Annotated in this window: 9 protein-coding genes; 3 read left to right on the forward strand and 6 right to left on the reverse strand. The window is 72.7% G+C overall.

All coding sequences use genetic code 11. The features are described from left to right. The first annotated feature begins 27 nt into the window (after nt 1–27). The gene (locus tag IE307_RS17880; RefSeq protein WP_191299108.1) at nt 28–417 is read left to right on the forward strand and encodes a cupin domain-containing protein; all 390 of its coding nucleotides are present in this window, start codon (nt 28–30) and stop codon (nt 415–417) included. A gap of 42 nt (nt 418–459) precedes the next feature. On the opposite strand, the gene IE307_RS17885 is transcribed toward IE307_RS17880, so the two are convergent. Next, entirely contained in the window at nt 460–2580 is a 2121-nt protein-coding gene (locus IE307_RS17885) for a vWA domain-containing protein (RefSeq protein ID WP_191299109.1), read from the reverse strand. A gap of 161 nt (nt 2581–2741) precedes the next feature. Between IE307_RS17885 and IE307_RS17890 the strand changes: the two genes are divergently transcribed. Beyond that, complete coding sequence (locus IE307_RS17890) at nt 2742–5465, forward strand: AfsR/SARP family transcriptional regulator (RefSeq protein WP_191299110.1); 2724 nt, start codon at nt 2742–2744, stop codon at nt 5463–5465. Nucleotides 5466–6150: 685 nt separating this feature from the next. On the opposite strand, the gene nikE is transcribed toward IE307_RS17890, so the two are convergent. Genes nikE through IE307_RS17910 form a run of 4 tightly spaced genes read right to left on the reverse strand, consistent with a single transcriptional unit; the run spans nt 6151 to nt 11250 of the window. After that, entirely contained in the window at nt 6151–7674 is a 1524-nt protein-coding gene (gene nikE, locus IE307_RS17895) for a nickel ABC transporter ATP-binding protein NikE (RefSeq protein WP_191299111.1), read from the reverse strand. A gap of 4 nt (nt 7675–7678) precedes the next feature. Further along, entirely contained in the window at nt 7679–8545 is an 867-nt protein-coding gene (locus tag IE307_RS17900) for an ABC transporter permease (protein ID WP_191299112.1), read from the reverse strand. After that, nucleotides 8542–9492, reverse strand: a complete 951-nt coding sequence (locus IE307_RS17905) for an ABC transporter permease (RefSeq protein ID WP_373306020.1) — start codon at nt 9490–9492, stop codon at nt 8542–8544. Before IE307_RS17905 ends, IE307_RS17900 begins: the two co-directional genes overlap by 4 nt. After that, on the reverse strand, nt 9493–11250 hold the full coding sequence (locus IE307_RS17910) for an ABC transporter substrate-binding protein (protein WP_229904818.1): 1758 nt from the start codon (nt 11248–11250) through the stop codon (nt 9493–9495). A 44-nt stretch (nt 11251–11294) separates the two neighbouring features. On the opposite strand from IE307_RS17910, the gene IE307_RS17915 reads away from it, so the two are divergent. Then, a complete protein-coding gene (locus IE307_RS17915; RefSeq protein ID WP_191299113.1) occupies nt 11295–12122 on the forward strand; it encodes a M55 family metallopeptidase in 828 nt (275 codons plus the stop codon). On the opposite strand, the gene IE307_RS17920 is transcribed toward IE307_RS17915, so the two are convergent. After that, entirely contained in the window at nt 12123–13535 is a 1413-nt protein-coding gene (locus tag IE307_RS17920) for a hypothetical protein (RefSeq protein ID WP_191299114.1), read from the reverse strand. Nucleotides 13536–13554 lie beyond the last annotated feature (19 nt).

Here is a 13554-nt window from a genome sequence, read left to right on the forward strand (position 1 = left end):
ACCCGCGCGGCGACAGCGGCGAGGCTGATGTGCATGAACCCTATTGCCCTGGACGACGCCCTGGCCTCGTTCGACGCCCTGTGGAGCCCGCGGATCGTCACCCGCGTCAACGACTACGACGTGCGCGTCACGAAGGTGAAGGGCGACTACGTCTGGCACGTCCACGACGACACCGACGAGTTCTTCCTCGTGCTGGACGGTGAGCTGCACATCGGTCTGCGGGAGGCCGGGGGTGAGCGCACGGTCGTGCTCGCGAAAGGTGACGTGTTCACCGTGCCGCGCGGTGTGTTCCACAAGCCGTCGGCTCCGCACGGCGCGCGGATCCTGTTGTTCGAGCCCACCGGCACGCTGACCGTGGGCGACCGGCACGAGGAGGTGCCGGCTCACGTGGACGCGACCGTCGGGCACGCGCTGTGATGCTGGGGAGGAGCGCGGGCCTCCCCAGCACCTTTCAGCGGGTCAGCCCAGGCGGCAGGCCGACAGGACGATCTCCTGGCCGAGCAGCGTGCGGACCCGGACGGCGTTCTGGATCAGCTGGCCGTTCGGTCCGGTCGCGGTCTCGTTGAGGTGCACGGTCGCGACACCGGGGACGCCGACGGTGACGGGGCCGGTGCCGATGGGCTGGCCGTTGAGCGTGCCGACCTTCGACGAGCCGGTGACGCCGTTGCCGTCACTGACGCACGTGGCCTCGATGGCGTTGAGCGTGATGGCTCCTCCGAGCAGTGAGGCTCCCTCCACCCGTGCGCTGGCCACGGTGCGGCCGGTGTTCGCGTCGAGGGTGCAGTCCGCGTGCAGGGCGTTGACCGAGGCCAGGCCCAGCACGTTGATCGCGGCGACGGTCTTGTCCTCGTTGGGCGGGCACTGGGCGTGCGGGGTCTTGGCGACGTTGATCAGGCCTGTCGCGTTGAGCGCCCACGCCTCACCGCGCAGGTAGACGACGACCTTCACGACCGCGGTGGCGGCGGCGCCGTCATCGTCGGTCACGGTGACCAGGACGGTGTGTGCGCCCAGGGCGGTGAACGTGCGTGCGGCCTTGCAGGTGCCGGAGCCCGGGCCCTGGGTGACGGTGCCGTTGACGACCGGGCTGCCGTCGTCGAAGTTCAGGGTGCAGGTGTGCTTGTCGTTGGTGGCGATGTCGGTGAACGGCGCGGTGAAGTTCACCGTGGTGCCGCGGGTGACGAGCGTCTTGTCGGCGCTGAGGGTGACCTGCGGGGCGACGTTGCTCAGCGTGAGCGTGGTGGTCGCGGTGACGGTCGGGTTGACGCCGTCGTTCGCGGTCAGCTTGAGCTCCCACACGCCGTCATCGGTGCACTTGACCGTGGTGGTCTGGGCGGCGGCGTTGCCGAACGAGCAGGTCGCGCCCGCGTCGACACCGGACTGCGCGGTGGCGGTCCAGGCGGTGCTCAGGGACGGGCCGTCGGGGTCGGTGACGGTGCCGGCGAGGCCGACGTCGGTGCCTTCCTGCCCGGCGTAGGGGCCGCCGGGCTTGACGACCGGTGGGGCGTTGACCTTGACGGTGACGCACTCGGTCACGTCACCGGCTCCGCCGCCGTCGGTGCCGTTCGCGGTGACGCAGAGCTGGTGGGTGCCGGCGGTCAGGGCCGGGGTGTTCACGGTGTAGTCGACGGTCGCCGGGCCGTCCTGGGGCAGGCCGGGGGTGATCGAGGTGATCGGGATGTCCGCACCACCGTTGACCTTGAGCGTCAGGCCGGTGAGCTTGGAGGCGATGACACCGGGCACGACGTCGGGCAGCTGCGAGACGTCCGGGACCTCGGTGCAGGTGCCGCCGGTGGTCTCGGCGATCTTGCGCAACGAGCTGGCGGCGTTGGCCGCGCCGCAGGCGGAACCGTTGGACACGGCGAAGGTGAAGATCTTGACGCCGGCGTTCACGGCCTGCTGCAGCAGGGCGTCGACGGAACCGGAGCCGGTGCCGTCGGACAGGAAGATCATGAGCTTGCGCTGCTGCTGCGCCGCGGTGGCCGAGGCCAGACCGGCCGTCAGGCCCTGTGCGTAGTCGGTGCCGGTGCTCACGCTGCGGTCGGTGAACTTCCCGACGCCGCCGAAGCGCACGCTGCCGAGCACTTCGGAGATGTCGTTGCCGTTGCCGTTGACGTCGGCGGTGGGCGCGGTGACCTTCTGGTCGCCTGCGTCCGGGCTGACGTCCACCGACGCCCCGCCGGAGCCGAACACGGCGGCGCCGACGCTGCCGACGACGGTGTTCGGGACGGCGGCCTTGGCGTTGACGGCCCTGGCCGCGGCGATCTCGCAGTCCAGGATCGAGGCGGGCTGGCCGTCGCCGTTCTGGTCGCCGCCGCAGCCCGCGGCCACGACCGTCTGGGTGGAGCCGGACACGTCGATCACGTAGGTCAGCGCGGTGTCCACGACGGCGGCGCCCTTGCCGATCGAGGCCTTGCCGGTGACGGTGACCGGGCCCGGTACGACCACGGCGTTGTTCGCCGGGCCGGTGATGGTCACCTCGATGCTGGTGCCGCCGGGCAGGTTGTCGACGGCCGCGTGCGCAGGGATGGCGAGTGCCACGGTGGCCGCGAGCGCGGCGCCTACCGTGATGCTGGGTCTCATGGTTCTCCGCTCGAATCAGTTCCGTCCCCGACCGAACCGAAGGAGACCGCACGTGGCCGGTCAGATACCGGGGGTCACCGAGATGCATCGATAGTCGACCTATTCGGACCAGTGCCCGTTCCGCTCTCGTGGGTGGCCGGACTCGGGAACAATCACGTCCTGTGAAGTTCGGGGTGCTCGGTCCGGTGCTGGTCGACGGTGTGGAGGTCGCTGCGCCGCGGCAGCGGGCGTTGCTGGCGATGCTCGTGCTCGACGCTGGGCGGATCGTGGGCCACGACCAGCTGATCGGCGGCTTGTACGCGCGGCCGCCCGCTGGTGCGGCGAACGCGCTGCAGTCCCAGGTCTCCCGGTTGCGGCGTGCGGTCGCGGGTGTGGTGGTCGAGCACCACCCGGCGGGCTACCGGCTGGTCGCGGAACCGTCCGAGGTGGACCACCTGCGGTGTGCCGAGTTGCTGCGCGCCGGACGGGCCGCCGAGGCGCTCGGGTTGTGGCGCGGGCCCGCCCTGGCCGACGTGGACGCACCGTTCGCGCAGGTCGCGCGGCAGCACCTGGCGGAGCTGCTCATCAGCTGCGCGGTGTCGGGCGGGACCGAAGAGCTCCTGCGCGACCTCGTGGCGCAGCACCCGTTGCGCGAGGACGTGCGGGCGGCGCTGATGCGGTCGCTGCAGCGCGAGGGCCGGCAGAGCGAGGCGCTGGAGGTGTTCGCGCGCGGCCGTGCGCTGCTGGCCGACGAGCTCGGTGTCGACCCCTCCCCCGTGCTGGCCGCCGCGCACCTGGAGGTGCTGCGGGCACGGGCGCCGCACCGGGGTGTGCCCGCGCAGCTCACCAGCTTCGTCGGGCGCGAGGACGACTTGCGGCGGGTGGCGAAGTGGCTGCGGGAGAGCCGCCTGGTCACGCTCATCGGGCCCGGTGGCACGGGCAAGACCCGGCTCGCTGTCGAGGTCGCGCACCGCGAGGCCGGTGAGGTGGCGTTCGTCGACCTCAGCGCCACGACCGACGTCGTGCGGGCGCTGCTCGACGGGATCGGCGTGCGGGAGGCCGGGTTGCTCGCGGCCGGGCCGGTCGGTGCCGAGGAACGGCTGCGCGCCGCGCTGGCGGTGCGCGAGGTGGTGCTGGTGGTCGACAACTGCGAGCACGTCGTCGACGAGGCGGCCCGCGTGCTCGGCGGCGTCCTCACGAGCTGCCCGGACGTGCGGGTGCTCGCGACGAGCCGGGAGCCCCTGGGCATCACCGGCGAGACCCTCAGCCCGGTCACCGCGCTGGACCCCGACGCCGCCACCCGGCTGTTCCTGGACCGGGCGCAGGCGGTGAGGCCGGGGTTCCGGGCCGACCCCGGCCTCGTCGCCGAGGTGTGCCGGCGCCTGGACGGGATCGCGCTGGCCATCGAACTGGCCGCCGCCCGCGTGCGCACCCTGCCGCTGGCCGAGATCACCGCACGGCTCGACGACCGGTTCCGGTTGCTGTCCAGGGGAAGCCGCACCGCCGCGCCCCGGCACCGCACGCTGCACGCCGTCGTGGAGTGGAGTTGGGAGCTGCTCACCGACGCCGAACGCGACCTCGCCGCCCGCTTCACCGTGTTCTGCGGCGGCGCGACCCTGCACGCCGTCACGACCGTGTGCGAGTCCGACGTGGACACCCTGACATCGTTGGCGGACAAGTCACTGGTCGAGGTCGTCGACGACCGCTACCGGATGCTCGACACCATCCGCGCGTTCTGCGCCTCCCACGCCCCGGACCTCGCAGCCGCGCACGCCCGCTGGTTCCTGCAACGCGCTCAGGAGGCCGAACCGCACCTGCGCGCCCACGAGCAGATCCAGTGGCTCGCCCGGCTCGCCGCCGATCACGACAACCTCGTCGCCGCCGTGGCCTGGGCGACCGCGCACGACCTCGATCTCGCCCTCGAGCTCGTCGCCGCCCTGGCCACCTACTACTGGTGCCGCGGGCTGCGCACCGAAGCCGCCCAGCAGGCCGACGCCGTGCTGCGCGCCTGCGGTGAAACCCCGCCGCCGGGCCGCGAACAGGCCTACACGCTGTGCCTGCTGATCGCCTGGCCCGCCGCCACCGGCGACCAGAGCGCCCGCATCCGCCAGGCCGACGCCCTGCTCGCCACGTTCGACTCCCCGCCGCGCTACCCGATCATGACCCTGATGTGGGGCATGGCGCTGGGTGCGCCGGCCGACGACTCGCAGGTGTGGCACCGCCGCACCCGGCTGCTCAACGACGAGCCGTGGAGCGCGGCGCTCACCCTGGTCGGCGACGGCCTGGTGGCCCGCATGGAAGGCGACCCGGACACCGGCCGGGACCTGCTGCGGCGCGGCGCGGCGGCGTTCACCGAGGTCGGTGACCGGTGGGGCGCGGCGCTGGCGTTCAACCAGCTCGGCGAGATCGCCCTGGCCGACGGCGACCCCGCGAACGCGCTGGCCCACGTCGAACGGGCCCGCGGTCTGCTCGCCGAGCTCGGCGCCACCGAGGACACCGCGGAGGCCGTCGCGGGACGGGCCCAGGCCAGGCTCGCCGCGGGCGACCCCGACGGGGCCAGGACGGACTTCCTCGCCTCACTCGACCTGGCGCGGCGGGCGGGGGCACCGTCCGCGCAGGCGGGCGCCCACCTCGGCCTGGCCGAGCTCGCCCGCGTCACCGGTGACCACGCGACCGCCCGCGCCGAGTGCGACCGGGCGTGGGAGCTGTGTCCCGGCGGCTGGTACGGGCCCGACCAGATGCGCTGCCACATCGCCCTGCAACGCGGCCGGATCGCGAAGGACGAAGGCGACCCCGTGTCGGCCCGCCGGCACTACGAGGAGGCGCTGCGCCGGGCCGCGGGGCAGCGCGACCGCGTAACCGAGACCGTCGTGCGCGCGGAACTCGCCGCGTTGCCCGCGCCCTGATCCGCCGCCACCACAACCACACGGGCAGCCTGCGGTGGGCGACGAACGTCCACAGGTCGTCCTCGGCCACCTCGTCGGGATGACGGCGCAGCACCTGAAGGCACTCCCGCGACACCACCCCGTGGATGCGGGCCACGTGCGCCAGCGCCGTGGCGCCCTGGCGGCGCACCTCGATGCGGTTGTGGTCCAGCGCCCGCGCGACCCGCCGCGCCGCGGCCCACGGGTCCGGGTGCGACATCGCCAGGCCGATCACCGCCACACCGACCATGTCCTCGCCGCGGTCGAACGCCGCGTCGACCTCCTCGGGGCGGGCGATGCCCATCACCGCCGCGTAGTTGTGCCAGTCGACGCCGTCACCGCGTTGCGCGCGGTCGAGCAGGAACCGCTGCCGGCCGTCGGAGCGCTGCCCGGTGCGGTCGAAGTCCGCGGCCAGGTAGCGCCACACGGCGGCGGTGTCGGCGCGGGAGGTCGAGGCCAGGATCCGGCACAGCTCGAGCACGTGCCCCGGTTCGCTCGCCCGCGCGAGTTCGCCCAGCACCCCGGGCGGGCAGCCCAGGTCGTGCCACGCCAGTGATGCCAGCGCCGGCACCTCGCCGACGTCCACCCAGCCGCCGGCCCCGCCCCGCCCGATCTCGGCAGGCGTCAGCGAGGCCCGGTAGCGGGCGTGTTCGATCGGGATCACTTCTCAGACCTGGGGCACCGCGCGCAGCAGGGCGCGGGTGTAGTCGTGAGACGGGGTGAGGAGGACTTGTCCGACTGGGCCTTGTTCCACGATTTTCCCCTGGTGCATCACCGCCACCCGGTCGGCGATCTGCCACGCCAGCCCTAGGTCGTGCGTGATGAGCAATGAAGCAAGGCCCAGTTCCGCGCGCAACCGGAGCAGCAGCGCCACGATCTCGCCGCGCACCGAGGCGTCCAGGGAGGCGACGGGCTCGTCGGCGAGCAGCAGACGGGGCTGCAGCACCAGGGCGCCGGCGATCACCACGCGCTGCTGCTGACCCCCGGACAGCTCGTGCGGCAGGGCGTCGAGGTACAGGCTCGCCGGACGCAGCTCCGCCCGTTCCACAGCGGCCGTGACCAGGGCTTCGTGGTCGCCGGGAACACCGTGCACGCGCAGTCCCTCGGCGACCGCGTCGAACACCGTGTGCCGGGGGTTCAGGGCACTGGAAGGATCTTGCAGCACGAGCTGCACCTGGCGGCGGAACGCCTTGATCGCCCTGCTCCCCCGGCCCACCTCCACGCCGTCGAAGATCACCCGACCGGAGGACGGTGCCCGCAGCCCCATTATGGTACGAGCCAGTGTCGTTTTGCCGGAGCCGGACTGCCCGACGAGCGCCACGATCTCGCCCCGCCCGATCGTCAGGTCCACGCCGTCGACCGCGCGCGTGCGGCCGTAGTCCACGACCAGGTCCCGCACCCGCAGCAGCGGCTCCGGTGCGGGCGCGGGGTCGCTCCAGCGGTGCGCCGGGTCACCGATCACCGGGAACGCCGCCGTCAGCGCCGCCGTGTGCGGATGCCGCGGGTTCGCGATCACCTCACGGGTGCGGCCGCGTTCGACCAGCTCACCGCCCTGCATCACCGCGATGTCCTCGCAGGTCCGCGCGAGCACCGACAGGTCGTGGCTGATCATCAGCAGGCCGAGGTCCTGCTCGGCGACCAGCCGCGTCATCAACGCCAGCACCTGCTCCTGCACCACCACGTCCAGCGCGGTGGTCGGTTCGTCCGCGACGACCAGCCGCGGCCCGCACGCCAGCGCCATCGCGATCATCACCCGCTGCTTCTGCCCGCCGGAGAGCTCGTGCGGGTAGGCCCGGGCCTTGTCGCGCGGCAGCTCCACCTGCTCCAGCAACTCCGTGACCCTGCCGGGGGTGCCGTGCAGCCGCATCGGCTCGGCGATCTGCTCGCCGACGCGGTGCACGGGGTTGAGCGAGTGCATCGCTCCCTGGAACACGATCGACGCCGACGCCCACCGCACCGCCCGCAACCGGCCCCACGACATCGCCGCCACGTCCTCGCCGTCGAGCAGGACCTCGCCCTCCACGCGCGCGGACCTGGGCAGCAGCCGCAGCACCGACATCGCCACCGTCGACTTGCCCGACCCCGACTCGCCCGCCAGCCCGAGCGTCTGACCGGGGGCCAGCGACAGGCTCACGTCGTGCACGACGCGCTTGTGCCCGTAGTGCACGGTGAGGTTGTTCAACTCCAGCACCCGGTCACCTCTTCGGCGTCACGACGGCTTCGAGCGCCCGCCCGACGAGCGTGAACGCCAGCACCACGACCACGATCGCCAGGCCCGGCGGCAGCAGGAACCACCACGCCCGCTGCGGCACCGCCCCGTGCAGCTGCGCCTGGTGCAGCATCGCTCCCCACGAGATCCGCGTCGGATCCCCCAGCCCCAGAAACGCCAGCGTCGACTCCGCCACGATCGCCGACGCCACCGACAGGGTCGCGTTGACCAGCACCAGCGGCACCACCGACGGCAGCACGTGCCGGCCGATGACATGGGCGTGGCCACCACCGAGCGCCCGTGCGCGTTCCACGAACGGGCGGGCCTCGATCGTCAGCGTCTGCGCCCGCACCATCCGCGCCGTCGAAGGCCAGCTCGTCAGCCCGATCGCGAGGATGATCGTGCCCAGGCCGCGCGGCAGCACCGTCGACAACGCGATCGCCAGCACCAGCGCGGGCAGCACCAGGAAGAAGTCCGTGACCCGCAGCAACGCCCCCGCGAGCAGACCACCGAAATGACCGCTCACCACACCGGCGAACGTGCCGATGCCGACCGAGAGCACCGCTGCCGTCAGCCCGACGAACAACGACGTGCCCGTGCCCTGCGCCATCAGCAACGCCACCGAACGCCCGGTGTGATCGGTGCCCAGCCAGTGACCCGCACCCGGCGGCTGCCACGCCTGCGCCGTCACGCGGGTGACGTCGAGGGCGTCCGCGGGGATGAACAGCGGCGCGAGGACGGCGACGAGCGCGGCCACGGCCAGAGCCACCGCGCCCGCCACACCGGTCCTGTGCGCCAGGAAGGCCCCCGCCGCGCCGCCCCGGCCCGTGCGCACCCCGTCGGCGAAGCTCATACGACCCCCACCCGTGGATCCAGGACCCCGTGCAGCAGGTCGGCCAGCAGGTTCATCACCACGACCGCGCCCGCCGTCACGACCAGCAGCCCCTGCAGCAGGAAGTAGTCCGGGCCGGTCAGCGCGTCGTGGAACAACAGCCCCAGACCCGGCCAGGAGAACACCGTCTCCGTCGTGATCGCCCCCGCCACCACCAGCCCGAACCGCAGGAACACCAGCGTGATCGCCGGCAGCACCGCGTTGGGCACCGCGTGCCGGCGCCGCACCAGGTCGTCGCGCAGCCCCTTCGCCCGCGCCGTCGTCAGGTAGGGGGCGTGCATCTCCTCGAGCAGCGAGGACCGCATCACCAGCGCGTACTCCGCGCACACCACCGCGACCAGCGTGAGCGACGGCAGCACCAGGTGGTGCCCGACGTCGAGGGCCTGGGACAGCAAGTCCGGCGCCGTGTCGGTGTCGCGCATGCCCCGCGACGGGAACAGGTCCCCGGTCACCATCATCAGCAGCATGCCCAGCCAGAACGTCGGCACCGCCCACAACGTCAGCGACACCCCCGTCGTGACCCGGTCGAACGCCGAGTCACGACGCCACGCCGCCCGCACCCCCAGCCACAGCCCCAGCAGCACCGCGATCAGCGTCGCCGTGCCGACCAGCAGCACCGTCGGCCCCACCCGGTCGAGGATCACCTCCGCGACGGGACGGCGGAACGTGAACGACGTCCCGAGGTCGCCGCGCAGCAGCGAGGTCAGGTAGGTCCAGAACTGCTCGTGCAGCGGGCGGTCCAGGCCGAACTGCGCGCGCAACGCGGCCTGCATCTCCGCGGTGACCGGGCGGCCCCGCGTCATCGACACCACGGGATCGCCCGGCACCACCCGGAACAGGAAGAAGCCCAGCACCGCGACCATCAGCAGGCTGAGCGCGGCACCACCGAACCGACCGGCCAGACGCACCTACTCGCGCTCCCCGGCCGTGGCACCGCGCCGCCGTGCCATCACGACCACCACCAGCGCCAGCCCGCCGATCAGCGCGCCGCCGATCGCGAGCCCGGCCCACCGGCTGCCCCGCGCCTGCGCGGTGCGCCCGGCCGGTTCGGCGCCGTAGTAGCCCCACATGCCGTTCTGCGCCATGATCACGCCGCCCTGCGCGGGCTGGGTCGTGAACCTCGCGAAGTGGTCGGACCGGTAGGCCTCCAGCGCGTTGTCGTAGGCCAGCACCACCGCGGGCACCTGGTCGTAGAAGCGGGCCTGCATCTGCTTGACGATCTCCACGCGCTTGCCCTCGTCGAACTCCGAGAGCTGCTGGGCGTAGAGCCTGTCGTAGGTCTCGTCGCAGAAGTACGTGTCGGTGGTGCCGCCCTTGCCGTCCGCGCCGGGACGTTGCGCGCAGGTGTGCAGGCCCAGCACGAAGTCCGGGTCGATGTTGGTCGACCAGCCGGAGAACGCCAGGTCGTAGGTCGCCGCGGTGGTGGCCTCGTTGAGCTGGTTGTCCGACACCAGCCGCACGTCCAGGGTGATGCCGATGTCGCTCATCGAGCGCTTGAGGTACTCGCTGGCCTGCTCGTCGTACGCGCGTCCGGCGCGTCCGATCAGCCGCAGCGAAAAGCGGGTGCCGTCGGCCTTGCGGGGATGTCCGGCGGCGTCGAGTGCGGCGTTGGCCGCGGCGGGGTCGAACCGGCGCCGCTCGGACTCGCCCGGCTGCCAGTGCCACTTGCCGAACACCGGCGGCACCAGCCCCGCGCCCTTGTCCGCGTACCCGAGGTTCACCCGCGCCACGAGCGCGTCGAGGTCGATCGCCTGCGCGATGGCCCGGCGGACCCGGACGTCCGCGAGCGCGGGGGCGCCGTCCCCGATCGGCACGCCGGTGCGGGTCTGCGCGCCGGGGTTGATCATCAGCTCGGTGAAGCGGCGGCCCTGGGCCTTGTTGCGGGTGACCCCGGCCCTGCCCTGCAGCGAGTCGAACTGCGCCGGCGCCATCCGGTTGACCAGGTCGATCTCGCCCTTGCCCAGCGCCTGCACCGCGGCGTCGGAGTTCTGGAAGTACACGAAGTGCAGCTCGTCGAACTTCGGCGCGCCCCGCCAGTACCCCTTGTTGGCCTTGAGCTTGATGAACTGCCCCGGCACGTGCTCGGCGAGCACGAACGGCCCGGAGCCCACGACCGGCACCTCGTCGTTGCGGTAGTCGTTGATGCTGCCGACCTTCTCCCACACGTGCCTGGGCACGATCGGGACGTCCAGGGCCAGCATCGTCACCTGCGGCGTCTTGGTCCGGATGACGACGGTGCGGTCATCGGGCGCGGTGACGTCGCGGAAGTTCGTGACGAACCCGCCGTTCGCGGTCCGCGCGATCTCGTCGGTCAGCATCAGGTTGTAGGTGAACGCGACGTCGTGCGCGGTGATCGCCTGCCCGTCGGACCACTTCTTGCCCTGCGGCACGGTGAAGGTCCACGTGAGCTTGTCCGCCGAGGGTTCCCACTTGTTCGCGAGGCCCTCGGTCACCGTCTGGTCCGCCGCGGTGTAGGCGGTCAGGTAGTCGTACATCAGCCGGCCGATCTCGGTGCTCGACTGGAACACCGCGAGGAACGGGTTCATCGAGTCGATCTGCTGCACGATCGCGACCTTCAGCACGACCGGCGCCTGTGCCGTAGCCGGAGGTGCCGCCACCCCCAGCGTCGTTGCCACGGCAAGCGACGCGCACAACTTCACCCGCACGAAAACCCCTCTTCCCCAGCAGCCCGCCGCTAACTTACCGAGATGTGCGGATCATGATCTCGGCGGACATGGAAGGCGCCACCGGAGTCACCTGGACCGGGGACGTCGTGCCCGGTACCGAGCAGTGGCAACGGTTCCGGCGCCTGTTCACGGCGGACGTCAACGCCTGCGTGACGGGCCTGGTCGCGGGCGGAGCGGAGCAGGTCCTCGTCAACGAGGCGCACTCCTCGCAGCGCAACCTCCTGCTCGAAGACCTCCACGACGCGGCACGGCTGCTCACCGGCCGCCACAAACCGCTGTCGATGATGCAGGGCGTCGACTCCGATGTGGACGGAGTGGTCTTCCTCGGCTACCACACAGCCGCGGGCACCCGCGGCGTGCTCGCCCACACCTACATGGAGAACTCCATCACCGGCGTGTGGCTCGACGGCGTCCTCGCCTCCGAGGGCCGCCTCAACGCCGCACTGGCCGCCGAACACGGCGTTCCCGTGCTGCTCGTGACCGGCGACGACCTCACCTGCGCCGACGCCGCGACCTACGCGGCCTCGGCGTGGACGGTCGCGGTCAAGGAGTGCGTGTCGCGCTACGCCGCCGTGTGCCTGCCACCCGCCGTGACCTCATCGCAGATCACCGCCGCCTCCACCGCGGCGATGGCGTCCGCGGGACGGGCCGAGGCTGTCGTGGCACCGCACCGGATCGAGGTGGAGTTCGACGCCTCGCACCTCGCCGAGGCCGCCGCGATCGTGCCGACCGTGGAGCTGGTCGGCGTGCAGCGCGTCGGGTTCGACGCCACGTCGATGACCGCGGCCATGAAGGCGTTCAAAGTGGTCACGCACATCGCGGGCGCGGCCATGGAGGACGTCTACGGCTGATCACAGCTCCACCAACCGTCGCATCTCCCGCCTCGGCAACCGCGGCGACCCCGCGGCCGCGCGCACGGTCCGCTCGTCGGGGTCGTCGAGCAACGCGATCAGCGCCTGCTCGGGCAGGTTCGGGTGGCCGGCCACCGCGTGGCGCACCGCGGCGTCGGGATCGGCGGCCAGCCGGGCGGCGATGCCAGCGGGCAGATCCGGGTCGCGCGGCGCCAGGCACCGCATCCGCGGATCCGGGTCGGTGGCGAACCGGCGCAGCACCGATGCGGGGAACGTCCACATGTCCGCCGGGCGCCACGGGGCGTAGTTCGTGTCCGCGGGATCGAACTCGCGGTCCATGCGCTCCACGTCCGCCAGGTGCGGGGCGCTCTTGGCCATCGCCCAGCGGACCTCGATCTCGTCGTCGGCGAGCAGCCGGGCGACCACCTCCGGGGGCAGCGGCACGGTGCTGGAGGCCACCGACGCGCGGAAACACGCGTACGGGGAGCCGGCGTGGCGCACCGGGTCGGCGCGCACCCAGTCCAGGCGCAACATCTGCAGTTCCCCGGCCGCCACCGCCCGTTCGAACTGTTCCTCGTCGACGTCCAGCGGTGCGGCGCTGACATGGGCGTGGATGGCGGCACGCAGCGGTTCGGGGGTGTCCTGCCGCCCGAAGACCCCGACCCTGACCCGCGGGTTCGCATCCGCGCCGAGCGCGTCGCGCAGCGCGGGCGGCAGCCGCGGGTGCCGGGCCACCTCCACCCGCACGTCCGCGTCGGGGTCCTGGGACAGGCGCAGCGCCGTCGAGGCGTCGAGGGTGAGGTGGCGGACCACCCCGGCCCTGGTGACCGGATCGGCGAGCAGGGCGGGAACCAGGTCGGGCGGCGGTGCCGGGTGGTGCGCCGAGCACGCCGCCTCACGGACGCTGTCGTCGGCGTCGGTCAGCAGGGCGCGCCGCACGTGCTCGGGCGCGGCAGGCCATCGGCTGCCCAGTGCCGCCCTGACCTGGGCGCTCGGGTCCTCGGCGAGACGTGCTCGCAGGTCGCCGGGCACCGCGTCGTTCCCGGCGAGGAACTCGCGGACCACCGGTTCGGCATCGGTCAGCAGCAACTCGAACGCCTCGGCTGACACGTCCTGACCGCGGCTCATCGCCAGGCCCGCCCGCACGGAGACGTCGGGATGGGCCGCCAGGCGGAGCCTGACCGCGCCGGGCAGGCCGTCGTTCGCCGCCAGCGAGCGCAGCACCGGGCGCCGGCCGGTCGTGATCATCTCGTCGATCAGCCCGGGTGTGAGGTCCGGCCGCGTCCCGAGCTCACGCGGCGCCGCGCGGTGGGCGATCAGGCGACGGATCAAGTCCTCGGGCAGCGCCGGGTTGAGAGCGAGCCCTTCCAGGGCCTCCTGCAGGTGCACCGGTGTCCCCCAGTCGGTCGGCACAGGCCCGCGACGATTCCAC

The organism is Lentzea cavernae, from assembly GCF_014653695.1.
Lineage (GTDB): Bacteria > Actinomycetota > Actinomycetes > Mycobacteriales > Pseudonocardiaceae > Lentzea > Lentzea cavernae.

Bases quoted from the DNA above. Each gene is read 5' to 3' on its own strand.
- IE307_RS17880 (WP_191299108.1), top strand. From the start codon at position 28: ATGTGCATGAACCCTATTGCCCTGGACGACGCCCTGGCCTCGTTCGAC.
- IE307_RS17885 (WP_191299109.1), bottom strand. From the start codon at position 2,580: ATGAGACCCAGCATCACGGTAGGCGCCGCGCTCGCGGCCACCGTGGCA.
- IE307_RS17900 (WP_191299112.1), bottom strand. From the start codon at position 8,545: ATGAGCTTCGCCGACGGGGTGCGCACGGGCCGGGGCGGCGCGGCGGGG.